General features: G+C 44.6%; 18 protein-coding genes. 10 read left to right on the forward strand and 8 right to left on the reverse strand.

The features are described 5' to 3' along the window. Positions 1-46: 46 nt before the first annotated feature. A complete protein-coding gene (gene can / locus CAG69_RS00125) occupies positions 47-715 on the forward strand; it encodes a carbonate dehydratase (RefSeq protein WP_161442093.1) in 669 nt (222 codons plus the stop codon). A 76-nt stretch (positions 716-791) separates the two neighbouring features. Here can and hpt read toward each other — a convergent pair whose 3' ends face one another. Next, on the reverse strand, positions 792-1,322 hold the full coding sequence (gene hpt / locus CAG69_RS00130) for a hypoxanthine phosphoribosyltransferase (RefSeq protein ID WP_005379995.1): 531 nt from the start codon (positions 1,320-1,322) through the stop codon (positions 792-794). A 318-nt stretch (positions 1,323-1,640) separates the two neighbouring features. Here hpt and opaR point away from each other — a divergent pair, with 318 nt between their 5' ends. Further along, positions 1,641-2,255: a transcriptional regulator OpaR gene (gene opaR, locus CAG69_RS00135; protein ID WP_005379994.1), complete on the forward strand. Its 615-nt coding sequence runs from the start codon at positions 1,641-1,643 to the stop codon at positions 2,253-2,255. Positions 2,256-2,400: 145 nt separating this feature from the next. On the opposite strand, the gene lpdA is transcribed toward opaR, so the two are convergent. The 5 genes from lpdA to ampD form a co-directional block, all read right to left on the reverse strand. Beyond that, the gene (lpdA, locus tag CAG69_RS00140) at positions 2,401-3,828 is read right to left on the reverse strand and encodes a dihydrolipoyl dehydrogenase (protein ID WP_005379993.1); all 1,428 of its coding nucleotides are present in this window, start codon (positions 3,826-3,828) and stop codon (positions 2,401-2,403) included. A gap of 267 nt (positions 3,829-4,095) precedes the next feature. Beyond that, positions 4,096-6,012 carry a pyruvate dehydrogenase complex dihydrolipoyllysine-residue acetyltransferase gene (gene aceF, locus CAG69_RS00145; protein WP_161442097.1) on the reverse strand — a complete coding sequence of 639 codons (1,917 nt, stop codon included), beginning with the start codon at positions 6,010-6,012 and terminating at the stop codon, positions 4,096-4,098. A 19-nt stretch (positions 6,013-6,031) separates the two neighbouring features. Next, positions 6,032-8,695, reverse strand: coding sequence for a pyruvate dehydrogenase (acetyl-transferring), homodimeric type (gene aceE, locus CAG69_RS00150; protein WP_005396679.1), 2,664 nt, complete (start codon positions 8,693-8,695; stop codon positions 6,032-6,034). Between the two features lie 48 nt (positions 8,696-8,743). After that, positions 8,744-9,511 carry a pyruvate dehydrogenase complex transcriptional repressor PdhR gene (gene pdhR, locus CAG69_RS00155; RefSeq protein ID WP_005396680.1) on the reverse strand — a complete coding sequence of 256 codons (768 nt, stop codon included), beginning with the start codon at positions 9,509-9,511 and terminating at the stop codon, positions 8,744-8,746. A gap of 406 nt (positions 9,512-9,917) precedes the next feature. Further along, positions 9,918-10,469, reverse strand: a complete 552-nt coding sequence (ampD, locus tag CAG69_RS00160; protein WP_161442099.1) for a 1,6-anhydro-N-acetylmuramyl-L-alanine amidase AmpD — start codon at positions 10,467-10,469, stop codon at positions 9,918-9,920. 92 nt (positions 10,470-10,561) lie between these two features. Between ampD and nadC the strand changes: the two genes are divergently transcribed. The 8 genes from nadC (at position 10,562) to yacG (ending at position 17,751) form a co-directional block, all read left to right on the forward strand. After that, on the forward strand, positions 10,562-11,449 hold the full coding sequence (gene nadC / locus CAG69_RS00165) for a carboxylating nicotinate-nucleotide diphosphorylase (RefSeq protein ID WP_161442101.1): 888 nt from the start codon (positions 10,562-10,564) through the stop codon (positions 11,447-11,449). A gap of 262 nt (positions 11,450-11,711) precedes the next feature. Then, positions 11,712-12,152 (forward strand): pilin, encoded by a 441-nt coding sequence (locus tag CAG69_RS00170; protein WP_017447682.1) that lies wholly within the window; start codon positions 11,712-11,714, stop codon positions 12,150-12,152. Next, positions 12,149-13,834: a type IV-A pilus assembly ATPase PilB gene (pilB, locus tag CAG69_RS00175; RefSeq protein ID WP_161442103.1), complete on the forward strand. Its 1,686-nt coding sequence runs from the start codon at positions 12,149-12,151 to the stop codon at positions 13,832-13,834. The genes CAG69_RS00170 and pilB overlap by 4 nt, the downstream gene beginning before the upstream one ends. Before the next feature lie 23 nt (positions 13,835-13,857). After that, positions 13,858-15,081: a type II secretion system F family protein gene (locus CAG69_RS00180; protein ID WP_161442105.1), complete on the forward strand. Its 1,224-nt coding sequence runs from the start codon at positions 13,858-13,860 to the stop codon at positions 15,079-15,081. 64 nt (positions 15,082-15,145) lie between these two features. Continuing rightward, positions 15,146-16,015 (forward strand): prepilin peptidase, encoded by an 870-nt coding sequence (locus tag CAG69_RS00185; protein ID WP_161442107.1) that lies wholly within the window; start codon positions 15,146-15,148, stop codon positions 16,013-16,015. Then, complete coding sequence (gene coaE / locus CAG69_RS00190) at positions 16,016-16,630, forward strand: dephospho-CoA kinase (protein ID WP_047008979.1); 615 nt, start codon at positions 16,016-16,018, stop codon at positions 16,628-16,630. A 27-nt stretch (positions 16,631-16,657) separates the two neighbouring features. Next, the gene (gene zapD / locus CAG69_RS00195) at positions 16,658-17,398 is read left to right on the forward strand and encodes a cell division protein ZapD (RefSeq protein ID WP_012841416.1); all 741 of its coding nucleotides are present in this window, start codon (positions 16,658-16,660) and stop codon (positions 17,396-17,398) included. A 158-nt stretch (positions 17,399-17,556) separates the two neighbouring features. Continuing rightward, positions 17,557-17,751 (forward strand): DNA gyrase inhibitor YacG, encoded by a 195-nt coding sequence (yacG, locus tag CAG69_RS00200; protein ID WP_005396692.1) that lies wholly within the window; start codon positions 17,557-17,559, stop codon positions 17,749-17,751. Positions 17,752-18,423: 672 nt separating this feature from the next. Here yacG and rplS read toward each other — a convergent pair. Next, positions 18,424-18,777 (reverse strand): 50S ribosomal protein L19, encoded by a 354-nt coding sequence (gene rplS, locus CAG69_RS00205; RefSeq protein ID WP_005379971.1) that lies wholly within the window; start codon positions 18,775-18,777, stop codon positions 18,424-18,426. Positions 18,778-18,818: 41 nt separating this feature from the next. Beyond that, a complete protein-coding gene (gene trmD / locus CAG69_RS00210; RefSeq protein ID WP_085342646.1) occupies positions 18,819-19,562 on the reverse strand; it encodes a tRNA (guanosine(37)-N1)-methyltransferase TrmD in 744 nt (247 codons plus the stop codon). Positions 19,563-19,568: the final 6 nt, after the last annotated feature.

The raw sequence follows: 19,568 nt of genomic DNA on the forward strand, positions 1-19,568 counted from the left end.
ATATAAGCGGCAGCGCTTTTGTCTTTTAAGGGAAGTAGTTTGCAAGATGCCGGAAATTAAACAGTTATTTGAAAATAATTCAAAATGGTCTCAAGAGATCAAATCTGATCGACCTGAATACTTCGCAAAACTCGCAGAGGGTCAAAAGCCCGATTTTCTTTGGATTGGCTGTTCTGATAGCCGTGTCCCTGCCGAGCGACTAACCGGACTATACTCGGGTGAACTATTCGTTCATCGGAATGTTGCAAACCAAGTCATCCATACTGATCTCAACTGTCTGTCCGTCGTTCAATACGCCGTAGACGTTCTTAAGGTTAAGCACATCATTGTCTGTGGACACTATGGCTGTGGTGGCGTAAACGCTGCCATTGATAACCCTAAGCTAGGTCTTATTAATAATTGGCTGTTACATATAAGAGATATCTATTTCAAACACCGCACTTACCTAGATCAAATGCCGAAGCAAGATCGAGCGGATAAACTAGGTGAGCTTAATGTTGCAGAGCAAGTGTACAACTTGGGTAACTCAACCATCCTGCAAAACGCTTGGGAGCGTGGGCAAGATGTTGAAATTCATGGCGTGGTATACGGCATTGAAGATGGTCGTTTAGAGTACTTAGGCATTCGTTCTAACTCTAAGGAAACCGTAGAAGCGTCTTATCAGAAAGCCCTTTCGACGATTCTAAATACAGACAACAAGCTGCTTTGTCGCTAAGCTACATCTAAGAGTTGAACAAAAAACGCCCATCTGAGATGGGCGTTTTTTATATTTTTAATGCTGCTCTCAATGATTATTCTTGAGGTACAACTTTACCGATGTATGGTAAGTGGCGGTATTTCTGCGCGTAATCAATACCCACACCAACGACAAACTCATCTGGGATTTCAAAACCAATCCAATCCACAGGAACATTCACTTCACGACGAGATGGTTTATCTAGGAGCGTACAAATCGCGATAGACTTCGGCTCACGCAGCGATAAGATCTCACGGATTTTATTTAGTGTGTTACCTGTATCAATGATGTCTTCAACAAGCAAAATGTCTTTGCCTTTGATGTCATCATCCAAATCTTTCAAGATACGAACGTCACGTGAACTTTCCATTGTGTTGCCGTAGCTTGACGCTGTCATAAAATCAACTTGGTGAGTCAGTTCGATAGCACGTGCCAAGTCTGCCATAAATACAAATGAGCCACGCAATAAGCCTACCAACACAAGATCTTCACTACCTTGATAACGCTCTGTAATTTGTTTGCCTAATTCACGAACTCGTTCCTGAACTTCTTGCTCAGAAATCATGACTTCTATTGTATGTTTCATACTGTGCTCAATCTAATTTGTGGGTTGAGGTAAGTCGCACGCAAACGATCACCTAATCTTACGGCGTGTAGTGTATCACCACGTTCATTGGGTTGAAAGTCACATCCTGTTGCCAAAAAATCTTGGAAGAAGGTCTTAGTTTTATAAAGTTCATAGCTAATTTTATCAATAATAATGACATTACTGTATATAAATTGTTCTACAGATGTTGACCTTGTTGATATGCACCATTACACTCATCACTGCTTTAAGCAACTATTAAAATAATCAATTAGGGGGTTACCCCCAATATCAACTCAAATGGCAAGGAAAATGGATATGGACTCAATTGCAAAGAGACCTAGAACTAGGCTTTCCCCGATTAAGCGTAAGCAACAGTTAATGGAAATCGCATTGGAAGTGTTTGCGCGCCGCGGCATCGGTCGTGGTGGTCATGCAGATATCGCAGAAATTGCTCAAGTTTCTGTGGCGACCGTTTTTAACTACTTCCCGACTCGTGAAGACTTGGTGGATGAAGTACTCAACCACGTCGTACGTCAGTTCTCGAACTTCCTATCGGATAACATTGACTTAGACTTACACGCACGTGAAAACATCGCCAATATTACTAATGCGATGATCGAGCTTGTCAGCCAAGATTGTCACTGGCTAAAAGTATGGTTCGAGTGGAGTGCTTCAACACGTGACGAAGTATGGCCATTGTTTGTTTCAACTAACCGTACTAACCAGTTGCTGGTACAAAACATGTTCATTAAAGCAATTGAACGTGGCGAAGTGTGTGACCAGCACGATTCAGAACACTTGGCAAACCTGTTCCACGGTATTTGTTACTCACTGTTTGTCCAAGCGAACCGCGCTAAGGGTGAAGCGGAGCTGAAACACCTAGTGAATTCATACTTAGATATGCTTTGCATTTACAACCGTGAACACTAAAGCTTAGCTCGCAATATATGTCAGCCCACCGTTTGGTGGGCTTTTTATTGTCTTCTGTCAGCTAAGAACACATTTATATTCCTAACTAACAAGCATAAAAAAACCGCTGCAATGCAGCGGCTTCTATCATTCAGTCAGAAAAAGCTTACTTCTTCTTAACTGCTTTTTTGTTTGGCAGGTCAGTGATTGAACCTTCAAATACTTCAGCAGCTAGACCTACAGACTCGTGTAGAGTTGGGTGAGCGTGGATAGTCAGAGCGATATCTTCTGCATCACAGCCCATCTCAATTGCAAGGCCGATTTCACCAAGTAGTTCACCACCGTTAGTACCAACGATAGCACCACCGATTACGCGATGAGTTTCTTTGTCGAAGATTAGCTTAGTCATACCGTCTGCACAGTCAGATGCGATTGCACGACCTGATGCAGCCCAAGGGAATGTTGCCACTTCGTACTTGATGCCTTCTTCTTTCGCTTCTTTTTCAGTCTTACCAACCCAAGCTACTTCTGGCTCAGTGTACGCGATTGAAGGGATAACTTTAGGGTCGAAGTAGTGCTTCTTACCAGAGATAACTTCAGCAGCTACGTGACCTTCATGCACACCTTTGTGAGCAAGCATTGGTTGACCAACGATATCACCGATCGCGAAGATGTGAGGAACGTTAGTACGCATTTGCTTATCAACGTTGATGAAGCCACGCTCGTCAATTTCTAGACCCGCTTTTTCACCGTCGATTAGCTTACCATTTGGTACACGACCGATAGCAACTAGAACCGCATCGTAACGCTCAGCTTCAGCTGGCGCTTTCTTGCCTTCCATTGAAACGTAGATACCGTCTTCTTTTGCTTCAACTGCTGTTACTTTCGTTTCTAGCATTAGCTTGAACTTGTCTTTGATACGCTTAGTAAATACTTTCACGATATCTTTGTCTGCTGCAGGAATTACCTGGTCAAACATTTCAACAACTTCAACTTTAGAACCTAGAGAGTGGTAAACCGTACCCATTTCTAGACCGATGATACCACCACCCATGATAAGCAGTTTTTCTGGCACTTCTTTTAGTTCAAGAGCGTCAGTAGAGTCCCAAATACGTGGGTCTTCATGCGGGATAAATGGCAGTTTGATTGGACGAGAACCAGCCGCAACGATTGCATTGTCAAAGTTAACAACTGTTGGCTCACCTTCGCCTTCTACAAGGATAGAGTTAGGGCCAGTGAACTTACCGTAACCGTTAACTACTGTAACGTTACGCATCTTAGCCATGCCGCTTAGGCCGCCAGTTAGTTGGTTAACAACTTTTTCTTTCCAGATGCGGATTTTGCTGATGTCTGTTTGAGGCTCACCGAACACAACGCCGTGGTCAGCCATCGCTTTCGCTTCCTCAATTACTTTAGAAACGTGAAGCAGTGCTTTAGATGGGATACAACCCACGTTCAGACATACACCGCCAAGCGTACTGTAACGTTCAACTAGTACAGTTTCAAGACCTAAGTCCGCACAACGGAATGCAGCGGAGTAACCAGCAGGACCAGAACCAAGTACAACAACTTGGGCTTTAATTTCTTTGCTCATTTTGACCTCTTGTAGTCATTATCCCTAACAGGCTGAGTGGGTATCGATTTTTTATGTTTAAGAGAGATTTGTTTTAAACAGTTATTTTCAGACCGCTAACAGTTTACAGAGATGTTAATGGTGTGAAAAGTAAATCAATTTAGCCTGTGAGCTAGACAACAATTCGATTGTGAAAACCCTGAACGAAGCAAGGCTGATAACCAAATTGTCGGTAATTATGATTAGCAGAGGCGGCTAAGTTGCCGCCTCTCATTCATCTAATTTCTATTACAGAACTAGACGACGAATGTCAGATAGACATGAGTTTAGGTAAGTGATGAAGCGCGCACCTTCAGCACCATCGATCACACGGTGGTCGTATGATAGAGATAGTGGAAGTTGTAGACGCGGTTCGAACTCTTTACCGTTCCATACCGGTTTCATTTCTGACTTAGACACACCTAGGATACCAACTTCTGGCGCGTTTACGATTGGAGTAAACGCCGTACCGCCGATACCGCCTAGGCTAGAGATAGTGAAACAGCCACCTTGCATGTCAGCAGCAGTTAGCTTGCCTGCACGTGCTTTCTTAGAAACAGCCATTAGCTCTTCAGATAGCTCGTAGATGCCTTTCTTGTTCACGTCTTTAAATACAGGAACAACTAGACCGTTTGGTGTATCTACCGCGATACCAACATTCACGTATTTCTTCAGAATTAGGCTCTCACCGTCTTCTGATAGAGAAGAGTTGAACGCTGGGAACGCTTCAAGCGCTTTAGCTACCGCTTTCATGATGAACACAAGTGGCGTGATCTTCATGCCAGTGTCTTTCTTCGCTTCAATCGCGTTTTGCTCTTTACGGAATGCTTCAAGAGCCGTGATGTCTGCGTTATCCCACTGTGTAACGTGCGGGATCATTACCCAGTTACGGTGTAGGTTAGCACCAGAAATCTTCTTAATGCGAGATAGCGGTTGTACTTCTGTTTCACCGAACTTGCTGAAGTCCACTTTTGGCCATGGTAGTAGACCAAGAGCCGCGCCATCACCTTTGCCAGATGCTGCTGCACCAGACTCAAGACGCTTAAGTGCATCTTTCACGTAAGCTTGAACGTCTTCTTTTAGGATACGGCTCTTACGACCAGAACCTTTAACCTTAGAAAGATTAACGCCAAATTCACGCGCTAGACGACGAACAACTGGAGACGCGTGAGCGTACTCGTCGTTCTCTTTGAAGTCGCCAGTCGCTGCTGGAGCTGCTGCCGCTGGAGCTTCTGCTTTAGGAGCTGGAGCTGCAGGTGCTGCCGCTTGAGCTGGACGGTTCGACGACTCGACTGCTGCAGGAGCAGGTGCTGCGCCCGCCACTTCGAATACCATGATTAGTGAGCCAGTAGACACTTTGTCGCCAGCTGCAATCTTGATTTCTTTCACTGTACCAGCGAATGGTGCAGGAACTTCCATAGAAGCTTTGTCACCTTCAACAGTGATTAGAGACTGCTCTTCTTCCACTGTGTCGCCAACGGCAACCATGATCTCAGTAACTTCAACTTCGTCGCCGCCGATATCTGGAACGTTCACTTCTTTTGCCGCAGACGCTGCTGGAACTGCTGCCGCAGGAGCTTCAGCTGCCGCTGGTGCTGCTGGAGCGCCTGAACCTGCTGTTTCGAACACCATGATAAGTGAGCCAGTCGATACTTTATCGCCTGCTGCAACTTTGATCTCTTTTAGCGTACCTGCGAATGGCGCTGGAACTTCCATAGAAGCTTTGTCGCCTTCAACAGTTAGAAGAGATTGCTCTTCTTCGATGCTGTCTCCAACGGCAACCATGATTTCAGTAACTTCTACTTCATCACCACCGATGTCTGGTACGTGAACTTCTTTTAGTTCTGCCGCTGCTGCTGGAGCTGGAGCTGCTGCTGGAGCTGCTTCTGCCGCAGGAGCAGGTGCAGCGTCAGCTGCACCCGGAGCGCCGGCCGCCTCTGCTTCGAAAATCATGATTAGAGAACCAGTAGAAACCTTGTCGCCTTCTGCAACTTTGATTTCTTTAACGATACCCGCTTGAGAAGCAGGAACTTCCATAGAAGCTTTATCGCCTTCAACTGTGATCAGAGACTGCTCTTCTTCAACCTTGTCGCCAACGCTTACAAGAATCTCAGTAACTTCAACCTCATCCGCACCGATGTCTGGTACATTAATTTCGATTGCCATTTCTTATCTACCTTCTTAATTAAGCGTATAGCGGGTTTGTTTTCTCTGTGTCGATGTCGAATTTCTTAATTGCTTCTGCAACTACAGATTTCTCAACTTCGCCACGTTTCGCTAGTTCAGTTAGCGCTGCTACTACTACGTAACCTGCGTTCACTTCGAAGTGACGACGTAGGTTTTCACGGCTGTCTGAACGACCGAAGCCATCAGTACCAAGCACTTTGAAAGACTCAGCAGGAATGTATGCACGAACCTGCTCTGCGTAGTTCTTCATGTAGTCAGTTGCTGCGATAGCAGGCTCAGTACCCATTACTGTTTGGATGTAAGGTACTTTTGCTTCCGCTTCTGGGTGAAGCATGTTGAAACGCTCTGCATCTTGACCATCGCGAGTTAGTTCGTTGAATGACGTTACAGAGTAAACATCAGAAGCAACACCGTAATCTTCGCTTAGGATTTGAGCTGCTTTACGTACTTCATTCATGATAGTACCAGAGCTCATTAGCTGAACTTTCGCTTTGTCGCCCGTGTAAGTTTCTAGCTTGTAGATACCTTTACGGATGCCTTCTTCAGCGCCTTCTGGCATTGCTGGCATTGCGTAGTTTTCGTTCATTAGCGTTAGGTAGTAGAACACGTTTTCTTGTTCTGGACCGTACATGCGACGGATACCGTCTTGCATGATTACTGCTACTTCGTACGCGAATGTTGGGTCGTAAGAAATACAGTTAGGAACCGTACCCGCCAAAATGTGCGAGTGGCCGTCTTCGTGCTGTAGACCTTCACCGTTCAACGTTGTACGACCCGCAGTTGCACCTAGTAGGAAACCACGTGCTTGTTGGTCACCAGCCATCCACGCCATGTCGCCAACACGTTGGAAGCCGAACATTGAGTAGTAGATGTAGAACGGGATCATTGGTAGGTCGTTTGTCGAGTATGAAGTCGCAGCAGCAACCCATGAAGACATAGCACCTAGCTCGTTGATACCTTCTTGTAGAACCTGACCTGAAGTCGCTTCTTTGTAGTAAGAAACAACGCCACGGTCTTCTGGTGTGTAAGTTTGGCCGTGCGGGTTGTAGATACCGATTTGACGGAACAGACCTTCCATACCGAATGTACGTGCTTCGTCAGCAATGATAGGAACGATGTTCTTACCAATGTTCTTGTTCTTAAGTAGAACGTTTAGCGCACGTACGAATGCCATAGTAGAAGAGATATCACGCTTCTGTTCTTCTAGTAGTGGCTTGAATTCTTCTAGCTCAGGAACGATGAATTCTTGAGTGAATTTTGGTAGACGCTGTGGCGTGTAGCCGTGTAGCGCTTTACGACGAGCGTGTAGGTATTCGTACTCTTTTGAACCTTCTTCAAGTTTCAGGTACGGAAGTTCTTTCACAGCTTCGTCAGTTAGGATGTCTTGAAGACCTAGACGATCACGTAGGTGTAGTACGTGAGTCATGTCCATCTTCTTAACTTGGTGCGCGATGTTCTTACCTTCAGCCGCTTCACCCATGCCGTAACCTTTAACAGTCTTAGCTAGGATTACTGTTGGACGACCTTTAGTTTCTGCCGCGTTTTTGTATGCCGCGTATAGCTTAGAAGACTCGTGACCACCACGCTTAAGTGCGAAGATTTCGTCATCAGTCATGTCAGCAACAAGTGCCGCTGTCTCTGGGTACTTACCAAAGAAGTGCTCACGTACGTACGCGCCATCTTTTGATTTGAATGTTTGGTAGTCGCCATCGATCGTTTCGTTCATAAGCTGTAGAAGCTTACCAGAAGTATCTTTAGCTAGTAGTGAATCCCAGTTGTTACCCCAGATTACTTTCACTACGTTCCAACCAGCACCTTTGAACAGACCTTCAAGTTCTTGAATGATCTTACCGTTACCCATTACAGGGCCATCTAGACGCTGTAGGTTACAGTTGATTAGGAAACATAGGTTGTCTAGTTTCTCACGCGCAGCGAAAGAGATAGCACCACGTGATTCTGGCTCATCCATCTCACCGTCACCTAGGAACGCGTAAACGCGCTGCTCTGAAGTATCTTTAAGACCACGGCCTTCTAGGTACTTAAGGAAACGAGCTTGGTAGATAGAAGCGATTGGACCTAGGCCCATCGATACTGTCGGGAACTGCCAGAATTCAGGCATCAGTTTAGGGTGCGGGTATGAAGGAATACCTTTGCCGTCTACTTCTTGACGGAAGTTGTCTAGCTGCTCTTCAGTTAGACGACCTTCAACGAATGCACGTGAGTAGATACCTGGTGAAATGTGACCTTGGTAGTAAACTAGGTCGCCACCGTCCTTCTCGTTTGGCGCACGGAAGAAGTGGTTGAAACATGTCTCGTAGAATGCAGCAGAAGACTGGAAAGACGCCATGTGGCCGCCTAGCTCTAGGTCTTTCTTAGATGCACGTAGAACGATCATGATAGCGTTCCAACGAATAATTGAGCGAATACGACGCTCAAGTGTTGTGTCACCTGGGTATGCTGGTTCTTGGTCTGCAGGAATCGTGTTGATGTAGTTAGTTGTGATACCTGTTGGCATATCAACACCGTCTAGACGTGCTTTATCTAGAACTTGCTCTAATAGGAATTGAGCACGCTCTAGACCTTCTTCACGTACAACTGACTCAAGCGCTTGTAGCCATTCTTGAGTTTCCAGTGCATCTACGTCATGCTTCATATCAGACATGGCGATCTATCCTTCTGTTGGTTGGATCTACTTATTTAAGTAACGCTCTTACGAGTCATTACCCTGCTGAATTCGACGTAGAGAACGCTCTCGTCGAGACTCTTCTCGAGTCAAATCCAACAATGTTTCTTCGATGTAAGCCAAGTGCGAGTGGGACATTTCTCGCGCCTTTTCAGGCTGACCAGAAACAATCGCATCCACGATATTGGCTCGGTGTTTACTGACTTTCTCGACCGCTTCTGGGCGGCGACGTAGTAATTTAAAATTTTGTAGAATATTTTGCTCAAGCAAAGGCGCTAAGCTTCGAACAATGTGCAACAAAACCACGTTGTGCGCGGCTTCTGTCAAAGCGATCAAAAATTGCATCACTTCCGCAGATTCAGCTTCGATATCGTTGTTTGCTTGCTCTTGGCTAATGCGTTCAAGGCAACCTTGAATACGCGCAAAATCTTCTTCGGTACCACGTAAAGCTGCAAAGTAAGCTGAAATTCCTTCCATTGCATGACGAGACTCAAGCACATCAAGCTGGGTTTCAGAATGACTAGACAACAAATTCAACAAGGGATCTGAAAAGCTCTTCCAGATATTCTCACTTACGAATGTTCCGCCACCTTGGCGACGAGTTAACAAACGCTTCGCTTCTAAGCGTTGAATGGCTTCTCGGACTGAAGGACGAGACACATCGAACTGTCTTGCCAGTTCTCGCTCTGGAGGCAGTTGTTGCCCCGGAGACAATGTTCCTTCCACTATCAACCTTTCTAACTCTTGTTCTATAACATCAGAGAGTTTTGGCTGACGAATCCTTTGATAAGCCATAATTTATTGTTCTTCTACTCTTGCAGGTAATTGGTAATACCAATTTTAAGTTGGTGCAGAAATTAACATAATTAAAACGCCACTGTCCAGCCGAAAATTGACCTAAATCATAGAACGAGCTTACTTCCAACACTCTGATAACAATCGACTGTTAAAACAGCAATAGAATTGGTATGACCAATTACATAAAGCATACAAATGGGAAGTCGACGTGCTAGCAATTTTGGAAAAGAAATACAGAAAATGACAAAATTATCAGTCTATTTCTTCACCAAAACGGCGTATACGAGCGTAAAAATGTAGTTAACTTTTAACAATCATTAATATTTCTGGTATCAAAAAAAGGCATACCTGATCGTATGCCTTATTTATTTCGCTTTTTTTGAATTTACACTTTCGCTACAAATCAACGCTGTATAAGCTGTCTATATTTCACCCAATCAAAGCTTAGACCAGGATCGCTTTTTCTCAAGGGCGCAATATATTGATGACCGGTAATTCGTGGCGAGGTGATTTGAGGATAAGACTGCATAATCACCTCAGTGATCTCTGCAAGTGATTGATATTGCGCTTCTGTGTAGGCAGTAAATTCTGTCCCTTCAAGCTCGATACCAATGGAATAGTCATTACAACGCTCCCTACCCGCGAAACTGGATTGACCGGCATGCCATGCTCTATCGAGAAAAGAAACAAATTGAACAACCTCGCCGTTTCTCTTAATCAAGCAATGTGCAGAAACGCCCATTTTGTGAATAACTTCAAAAAATGGATGTGCGTTTGGGTCTAGCTTGCCAGTGAAGAAGTCCTCTATATATGGTCCACCAAACTGCCCAGGAGGCAAACTGATGTTGTGTACCACCAGTAGAGAGATGTCGTTTGTATCAGAGCGGGCATCAAAAAATGGTGACGGAACATGCTTTGCCTGTGTCAGCCAGCCATTCTCGATAATTGGGCGCATATCAACCTCTCTACTTTGCAAATTAACTGCTGAAATTATTGACACCGGAGAGTATCATCCGTTGCCATCTCCCTTTCAAGACAAGATTTGCGATGAAGAACACACACAACATTCAAGAGCGCCTAGAATACCTTAAACAACAACTCCCTTTAGAGATCACTCGCTCTGTCACTGATACCTTAAAAGAAGATCTAGGTGGCAGTGTCGACGTAGATAACGACATTACTGCATCTTTGATCCCTGCCGAGGCAGTTAATACCGCAACGATTATTACTCGCGAGCATGGTGTGTTCTGTGGTCAAGCATGGGCTGATGAAGTTTTTAAACAGCTCGGTGGTAAGGTCAGCATTGAATGGCACGTAAAGGACAGCGATAAAGTCGAACCTAACCAAACCCTTTGTACGCTGACAGGCCCTGCTCGTGACTTGTTAACTGGTGAACGTAACGCAATGAACTTCATCCAAACGCTGTCTGGCTGCGCAACAGTTACCGCAGAGTACGCTGAAAAAATCGCGCATACTGAGTGTCGTCTACTAGACACACGCAAAACCATTCCTGGTCTGCGTAGCGCACTAAAATACGCCGTGACCTGCGGTGGTGGCTTTAACCATCGCATCGGTGTGTTCGATGCTTACCTCATTAAAGAAAACCACATTATTGCTTGTGGTGGCATCACTCAAGCCATCCAAAAAGCGAAAGAGCTTAACCCAGGCAAACCGGTAGAAGTAGAAACGGAAAGCTTAGAAGAGTTGAAACAAGCAATAGACGCCGGTGCCGACATCATCATGCTAGATAACTTCACGAAAGAAATGATGCGTGAAGCCGTAGCGATTAACGCAGGTCGTGCCGCTTTAGAGAACTCAGGGAACATTACGCTAGAGACCATCGCAGAATACGCAGAAACCGGTGTCGATTACATTTCGGTAGGCGCGTTGACCAAGCATCTAAAAGCGATGGATCTTTCGATGCGCTTCAAATAATAAAAGCAACACAATCTCAATTACTTTAACTAACTCAGTGAGTTGTGAGTAATTCATCATTAAAAAGGGCCAATTGGCCCTTTCTTTTTATCCACTCAAAAAATAGTACTACTCGCAAAACTCTGCATGCGATATGCAACTTTTCACCAAAGAGTTTTATCTCACTCGAGAGCCCATCCCTTCCCCATTTTCAACCCACCTTAACTCTCCATAATCTTTCGCTAATGCAAGAGCATTATTAATTTTTAGGAAAGGGTTAAAAATGAAAAACAGTAAACAGAAAAAACAGCAGGGTTTTACTCTGATTGAATTGATGATTGTGGTGGCGATTATTGGTGTTTTAGCAGCAGTCGCAATACCTGCATATCAAAACTATGTCCAAAAGACAGAAGTAGCTTCAGCTTCTGCCACTGTTCGCGGATTACTTACAAATATCGATATGTATCAACAAGAAAATGGTGGTACTTTTCCCACTGATGCGAAATTAGTTGGCGGGACTCAAAAAATGAATGCCCTAGGAACTATAACCTTAGCTACAGCTACTAGTGGCGGTACTGCTACATTTGTATTCGATGAAGGTAGCTTGAAAGGTAAAACAGCTTCTGTTCAATATGCCAAAAACAACAAAACAGGTTGGACTTGCGCGACTAAAAATGTCCCAGAAGATTCTCGTCCAAATAGTTGTACAGCAACATATAAATGATAACCAACCTCTCAACGGTTCTTCGCCAAAAAGGGTTACTGACCTTTTCCCAAGAAGAATCGTTAATAGAGCAAGTCAAAGCTTCTGGCATTTCGATGCCAGAGGCTTTACTCAGTTCTGGATTATTGACATCAAGCGAACTCGCTGAGCACTTAAGTTCTCTCTTTAGTTTGAGTCAGCCCGAGTTATCTCAGTATGAGTACGCTTCGCTTTGTCAACAACTCGGTCTACGTGAATTAATCACTCGACATAACGCACTCCCACTCCAGCGGACGCCTTCAACTTTGTTATTAGCCGTTGCCGACCCGACGAACCAACAAACAGAAGATGACTTTCGTTTTGCGACAGGGTTACAGGTTGAATTGGTCTTGGCGGATTTTCGTCAACTCAGCGCGGCAATTCGACGCTTGTATGGTCGTTCATTGAGTCATGAGAAGTCTGGATTAAAAGAGATCAACCAAGAAGAATTAGCCAATCTGGTTGACGTGGGCGCAGATGAAATCGACAACATTGAAGACTTGAGCCAAGACGAATCTCCTGTTAGCCGTTACATAAACCAAATTCTGTTGGACGCTGTGCGCAAAGGCGCATCCGATATCCACTTTGAGCCTTATGAAAAGATGTACCGCGTTCGCCTACGCTGTGATGGCATCTTAATCGAAACACAGCAGCCACCAAGCCACTTAAGCCGCCGCTTATCCGCTCGTATCAAAATCCTCTCTAAGCTTGATATTGCAGAGCGACGTTTACCGCAAGACGGGCGTATTAAGCTCAAGTTGAATCAAGACACCGCAATTGATATGCGTGTATCCACGCTACCTACTCTATTCGGAGAGAAAATTGTATTACGACTGCTCGACAGCAGCTCTGCGTCACTGGATATCGACAAGCTTGGTTATAGCGAACAACAAAAACAATTGTACTTGGATGCGCTGCGTCGCCCACAAGGCATGATTCTGATGACAGGCCCAACCGGGAGCGGAAAAACCGTTTCTCTGTACACTGGATTGAGTATTCTCAATAAGCCAGAAATCAACATTTCCACAGCAGAAGACCCGGTAGAAATTAACTTATCGGGCATTAACCAAGTACAAGTACAACCCAAGATCGGCTTTGGCTTCGCAGAGGCGTTACGCTCTTTTCTTCGTCAAGACCCCGATGTGGTCATGGTCGGTGAGATTCGTGACTTAGACACTGCGGAAATCGCCATAAAAGCATCGCAAACCGGTCACTTAGTACTTTCAACCTTGCATACCAATTCTGCGGCTGAAACGGTTATTCGTTTATCAAACATGGGCGTAGAAAGCTTTAACTTGGCCTCATCTCTTAGTTTGATTATTGCCCAGCGCTTAGCCCGTAAACTGTGCTCGCACTGCAAACAATCACAAGAGCTTACCGTTCAGCTACAACATCTCGGAATTCAAGCAAGCGACAACATTTTTAAAGCCAATCCCGATGGATGCAATGAGTGTACCCATGGTTATTCCGGCCGAACGGGGATTTATGAAGTGATGCGCTTTGATGAATTTCTTTCCGAAGCGCTTATTAAAGGCGCGTCGGTACATGAACTAGAAAAACTCGCCATCGCAAATGGTATGAGCACGTTACAAATGTCGGGCATAGAAAAACTCAAACAAGGTATCACAAGTTTTAGTGAACTACAGCGCGTACTTTATTTTTAATCCTTTAATCAGCAGTCACCTCTATGAAAACCACTACACCACAACTTAAAAACTTCCGCTGGAAAGGCATCAACAGTTCAGGCAAAAAGACGTCTGGACAAACCCTCGCGATGACAGAAATTGAAGTACGCGAGCGTCTAGACGCACAACACATCAAGATCAAGAAGTTAAAGAAAAGCAGTATCTCGTTTCTCACTAAACTCAGCCATCGCGTGAAAGGCAGAGACATCACGGTGTTTACCCGTCAGATTTCGACGATGTTGATAACTGGTGTCCCCTTAGTTCAGGCTTTAAAATTGGTCTCAGAAAACCATAAAAAAGCAGAGATGAAATCCATTTTGATGAGCGTAACACGCGCCGTCGAAGCGGGTACGCCCATGTCAAAAGCCATGCGCACTGCAAGTGAACACTTTGACCCACTCTATACCGACCTTATCGCAACAGGTGAGCAATCCGGTAACTTAGCAGAAGTATTCGAGCGCTTAGCCACCTACCGAGAAAAAAATGAACAACTCCGTGCGAAAGTGATCAAAGCACTGATTTACCCAGCCATGGTAGTGCTAGTAGCGTTAGGCGTGTCGTTTATCATGCTCACCAAAGTCATTCCCGAGTTTGAAAAAATGTTTGTTGGTTTTGGTGCTGATTTACCTTGGTTTACCAGGCAAGTATTAGATCTTTCCGCCTGGACACAAAACTGGAGTCCGTTTATCACACTAGGCTCCATTAGTTTATTCATCTCGGCGAGAATCCTCTCTAAGCGTTCAGATTCTTTTCGCTTAATGCTCAACCGCTCTGTGCTTAAATTTCCTGTTCTGGGCCCTGTATTATCAAAAGCCGCTATCGCCAAATTTAGTCGAACACTCGCCACAAGCTTTACAGCGGGTATTCCAATTCTAACCAGTTTAAAAACCACATCAAAAACCTCAGGAAACTTACACTATCAACTCGCCATAGAAGAAGTTTACCGTGATACCGCCGCAGGTATGCCAATGTATGTTGCCATGCGTAACTGTAATGTGTTTCCTGAATTAGTGTTACAAATGGTCATGATCGGTGAAGAGTCTGGTCGACTTGACGATATGCTCAATAAAGTTGCAACGATCTACGAGTTTGAAGTCGATAACACCGTCGACAACCTTAGTAAAATTCTAGAGCCGCTAATTATCGTTTTTTTAGGCATCGTTGTTGGCGGATTAGTGACAGCAATGTACTTGCCAATCTTTAACTTAATGAGTGTATTGGGCTAGAATGAGCTGTTAACTCCTTTAAAACAGCATCTTGCTGATTTCACTCATCGCTCAAGAGACAAATATGGAAGTATTCCAGTACTACCCTTGGCTATTCGTTGTGTTTGCCACCATCTTCGGTCTGCTCGTGGGTAGCTTCCTCAATGTGGTTATTTATCGACTACCTAAAATCATGGAACTAGAATGGCGACGCGAATGTGCCGAGTCATTTCCTGAATACAGAATAGAACCTCCTAAAGAAGTGCTGACCTTGAGCGTCCCACGCTCCTCCTGTCAGAAGTGCGCAACGCCGATACGTATTCGAGACAACATCCCTGTGATTAGCTGGCTGCTTTTAAAAGGCAAATGCCACAACTGTCAGACAGCCATTAGCGCACGCTATCCACTGATTGAACTGCTCACTGCATTCAGCTCAGGCTTTGTCGCTTACCACTTTGGTTTTAGTTACTTTACCGTTGCCCTACTCTTTTTCACTTTTATCTTAATCGCCGCAACATTTATCGATCTAGATACTATGTTGTTACCTGACCAATTAACATTACCATTAACTTGGGCTGGCATTGCCTTAGCATTAGTCGAAATAAGTCCTGTTACTCTACAAGATTCTGTCATTGGTGCCATTGCTGGTTACCTATGTCTCTGGTCCGTTTACTGGGGCTTTAAGCTACTTACTGGTAAAGAAGGAATGGGATATGGTGATTTTAAACTACTAGCAGCACTAGGGGCTTGGCTGGGCTGGCAGTCACTGCCGATGATCATTCTACTTTCTTCTGTGGTTGGCATCGTATTTGGCATCATTCAACTACGCTTGCAAAAACAGGGAATTGAAAAAGCTTTTCCTTTCGGTCCTTACTTAGCAATTGCTGGTTGGATAAGCTTAATTTGGGGCGACCAGATTTTAAACTGGTACTTTACTTCAGTTCTAGGAGTGTAAATGGCTTTGGTTATTGGTTTAACAGGTGGTATCGCTAGCGGTAAAACAACCGTCGCGAATCTGTTCAAACAACAATTTAAAATCGATATCGTCGATGCCGACATTGTAGCAAGAGAAGTTGTCGAGCCAGGCACTCCCGGCCTAAACGCGATTATTGAACATTTTGGTCACGATATCGTTCGTGAAGACCAAACTTTAGATCGCGCAAAGCTGAGAGAGAAAATCTTTTCAAACTCAGATGAAAAAGCATGGCTCAACGCACTGTTGCACCCGATAATTCGTGAAAAGATGATCGAAGATTTGCAGCAAGTCACCTCAGAGTATGCGTTACTTGTGGTGCCGTTGCTCGTAGAAAACAAGCTAGACAGTTTGTGTGATCGAGTTCTTGTCGTCGATGTAGAACCGAATACACAGATATCTCGCACGATGAAACGAGACAATGTGAGTGAAGAACAAGCTCGTGCTATCCTTGCCTCTCAAGCATCAAGAGAGCAAAGACTCGCGCTTGCAGACGATGTGGTTAAGAATAATCCAAGTGACCCAGATCTTTTGCTTCAAATCACAGATTTGCACGAAAAGTACCTAGCCATGTGTAAGAAAAATCTGCGAAAATAGGAACGAAACTCACAAAGGCTTATGTCGATGACCACGCACAAATTTGAACATCCGTTAAATGAGAAAACTCGTATTTATCTAAGAGTGGAGTCTCTGCTGCGTCAGGCTCACTTGGCCTCTGGGTTTAGCGAAAATCACCAGTACCAACTGTTTTTCCGTGCGTTATTCGATATGGTTGAAATCTTCGAACAGATCCAGCTGAAAAGTGAACTGGCCAAAGATTTAGAGAAACAACGGCTGTCGTACCGCCATTGGCTAAATGTTGATGGCGTCGATCAAGACGCATTAAATACCCTACTACAAGAGATAGATGTCGTTCATAGCCAGCTGATGGGTGCAGAGCGTTTTGGTCAAGCACTAAAAGAAGATCGCTTCTTAAGCTCTATCCGCCAACGCTTTAATCTGCCGGGTGGTTCATGTTGTTTTGATTTGCCAGCGTTACATTACTGGCTTCACCTACCCATTGAACGTAAAAAGCATGATGCACAGCAGTGGCAAGTAAGCTTAAAGCCCTTATCTGATGCGCTTTCGCTATGGTTGAAACTCACCAGAGAGACCGGACATTTCAAAGCTCAAATAGGTCGTGCGGGTTTCTTCCAAAGTGACGCTGATGAAGCCAATATTCTAAGGCTCCACATCCCAATGGAATATGGCGTTTATCCTATGATTTCTGGCCATAAAAACCGCTTTGCGATCAAGTTTATGTCGTTTGAAAACGGTCAAGCGTGCACACAAGATATTGAGTTTGAACTTGCTGTGTGCAGCTAAGACGGTACTAAGCCTCACCCCCACAATCTAAAATTCAACGCTTTATTGCGCTTATATTGGATAAAATTTCGTAGCAGCAATAGCGCGTTGAATAAGCCATCTTGAATTCATTTAGGTATACTACCCTTTAACACCAATTAGTAATGGGATGCTCAACTATGTCTAAAATTACCATCGTTCAATGCCCACAATGTGGCGCCGACGTAGAATGGGGAGAACAAAGTCCTCATCGCCCTTTCTGCAGTAAACAATGCCAAATGATTGATTTTGGTGAGTGGGCAGATGAAGAAAACACCATCCCAGGCGCCCCCGATATGTCCGACAGTGATGGCTGGTCTGAAGACCAGTATTAATTGAGGCACTAGGGTAAAGGAATATCCTAGGCTCCTTCTTGGGAAGTCTGAATCACGCTCTTTCGTCGCTGTCCAGAGTGACGAATTTTAACCTCGGTGCCCTGTAATCTTTGGCCATCATTTCCCGTCATTCCAAGGAGCCATAACGACATCAGGAATCTACTCACAGCAAGGGCTCTGCTGAAGTTGACGACTTAAACACTAGCGCTCTCGGCGAATAGATTCTGAATCACGCTCCTTCGTCGCTGTCCAGAATGACGAATTTTAACCGCGGAGCCCTGTAATCTTTGGTCATCATTTGCCATCACTCCGAGGAACCATAACGACATCAGGAATCCACTCACAGCAAGGACACTTCTGAAGTAACGACTTAAACACTAGCGCTTTCGGCTAGTAGATTCGGAATCACGCTCCTTCGTCGCTGTTCAGAATGATGAATTTTAACCATTGCGGTCTGCAATCGGTATTCATTCACCCCTTTTCAACTCTGACTATTTTGATGATCTAGCAAAGCTATTTTTATTCGAGCAAGGCAGAGGCGCGGAGTATATGCCAGTGCATGAGCATCGGCAGTACAGGTCGGATGAAAAGAAAACGAGCAAGCTAATTACACAAATAAAAAAACGGAGCCCTAAAAGGACTCCGTTTAAGATGAGAACGCTAGTTATAGCATTACTTCTTAGCAAGTTTCTCTTTGATACGAGCAGACTTACCAGAACGCTCACGTAGGTAGTACAACTTGGCACGACGTACTGCACCACGGCGTTTAACTTCGATGCTATCAACGATTGGAGAGTGTGTTTGGAACGTACGCTCAACACCTTCACCGTTAGAGATTTTACGTACAGTGAAAGCAGAGTGTAGACCACGGTTACGGATTGCGATTACAACGCCTTCGAAAGCCTGTAGACGCTCACGGTCACCTTCTTTTACCTTAACTTGAACTACAACAGTGTCACCTGGTGCAAATTTAGGTAGGTCTGATTTCATTTGCTCTTCTTCAAGAGCTTTGATGATGTTACTCATTTTTTAAATTCCTAGAATAAACTGATACTAAATAAATTAGGTTACTTTGCGTTATGTTCACTAATGAACTCAGCAAGTAATTGTTCCTGTTCGTCAGTCAGAGCTAGGTTTTCCAGGAGCTCTGGTCTTCTAAGCCAAGTTCGGCCCAGCGACTGTTTTAGTCGCCATTGACGAATGTCCTTGTGATTGCCTGACATCAGTACCGCTGGTACCTCTTTGTCATCCAACACTTCTGGACGCGTATAGTGAGGGCAATCTAACAAGCCATTTGCAAAAGAGTCTTCTTCTGCTGACGCGAAATCCCCTAGTACACCCGGAACAAACCGAGAGACAGAATCGATTAACGTCATGGCTGGTATCTCACCACCCGTCATCACAAAATCACCAATCGACCATTCTTCGTCGACTTCAGATTGAATGATGCGCTCATCTATCCCTTCGTAACGACCACAAATCAGAAGCAAGTTCTCATTTGTTGCCAGTTCTTCTACTCCTTTCTGGTCGAGCTTGCGACCTTGAGGAGAAAGGTAGATGACTTTCGTCTTGCCCGGTGAGGCTGCTTTCGCGGTATGAATGGCATCGCGCAAAGGCTGAACCATCATTAACATACCAGGGCCACCACCGTAAGGTCGGTCATCGACTGTGCGATGTTTGTCGTGAGTAAAATCTCTAGGATTCCAAGTCTCAATCGACAAAAGACCTTTTTTAACCGCTTGACCTGTTACTCCAAAATCAGTAACAGAACGGAACATTTCTGGAAAAAGGCTAATAACGCCAACCCACATGTTTAT

The organism is Vibrio sp. V43_P6S15P86, assembly GCF_009904725.1.
Classification (GTDB): domain Bacteria; phylum Pseudomonadota; class Gammaproteobacteria; order Enterobacterales; family Vibrionaceae; genus Vibrio; species Vibrio diabolicus.

Excerpts from the sequence above, each read along its gene's own strand:
- pdhR (WP_005396680.1), bottom strand. The coding sequence starts at position 9,511 with ATGGCTTATCAAAGGATTCGTCAGCCAAAACTCTCTGATGTTATAGAA.
- CAG69_RS00185 (WP_161442107.1), top strand. The coding sequence starts at position 15,146 with ATGGAAGTATTCCAGTACTACCCTTGGCTATTCGTTGTGTTTGCCACC.
- CAG69_RS00170 (WP_017447682.1), top strand. The coding sequence starts at position 11,712 with ATGAAAAACAGTAAACAGAAAAAACAGCAGGGTTTTACTCTGATTGAA.
- ampD (WP_161442099.1), bottom strand. The coding sequence starts at position 10,469 with ATGCGCCCAATTATCGAGAATGGCTGGCTGACACAGGCAAAGCATGTT.
- pilB (WP_161442103.1), top strand. The coding sequence starts at position 12,149 with ATGATAACCAACCTCTCAACGGTTCTTCGCCAAAAAGGGTTACTGACC.
- aceF (WP_161442097.1), bottom strand. The coding sequence starts at position 6,012 with ATGGCAATCGAAATTAATGTACCAGACATCGGTGCGGATGAGGTTGAA.
- yacG (WP_005396692.1), top strand. The coding sequence starts at position 17,557 with ATGTCTAAAATTACCATCGTTCAATGCCCACAATGTGGCGCCGACGTA.
- hpt (WP_005379995.1), bottom strand. The coding sequence starts at position 1,322 with ATGAAACATACAATAGAAGTCATGATTTCTGAGCAAGAAGTTCAGGAA.
- rplS (WP_005379971.1), bottom strand. The coding sequence starts at position 18,777 with ATGAGTAACATCATCAAAGCTCTTGAAGAAGAGCAAATGAAATCAGAC.
- trmD (WP_085342646.1), bottom strand. The coding sequence starts at position 19,562 with ATGTGGGTTGGCGTTATTAGCCTTTTTCCAGAAATGTTCCGTTCTGTT.
- CAG69_RS00180 (WP_161442105.1), top strand. The coding sequence starts at position 13,858 with ATGAAAACCACTACACCACAACTTAAAAACTTCCGCTGGAAAGGCATC.
- opaR (WP_005379994.1), top strand. The coding sequence starts at position 1,641 with ATGGACTCAATTGCAAAGAGACCTAGAACTAGGCTTTCCCCGATTAAG.
- nadC (WP_161442101.1), top strand. The coding sequence starts at position 10,562 with ATGAAGAACACACACAACATTCAAGAGCGCCTAGAATACCTTAAACAA.
- coaE (WP_047008979.1), top strand. The coding sequence starts at position 16,016 with ATGGCTTTGGTTATTGGTTTAACAGGTGGTATCGCTAGCGGTAAAACA.
- aceE (WP_005396679.1), bottom strand. The coding sequence starts at position 8,695 with ATGTCTGATATGAAGCATGACGTAGATGCACTGGAAACTCAAGAATGG.
- zapD (WP_012841416.1), top strand. The coding sequence starts at position 16,658 with ATGACCACGCACAAATTTGAACATCCGTTAAATGAGAAAACTCGTATT.
- can (WP_161442093.1), top strand. The coding sequence starts at position 47 with ATGCCGGAAATTAAACAGTTATTTGAAAATAATTCAAAATGGTCTCAA.
- lpdA (WP_005379993.1), bottom strand. The coding sequence starts at position 3,828 with ATGAGCAAAGAAATTAAAGCCCAAGTTGTTGTACTTGGTTCTGGTCCT.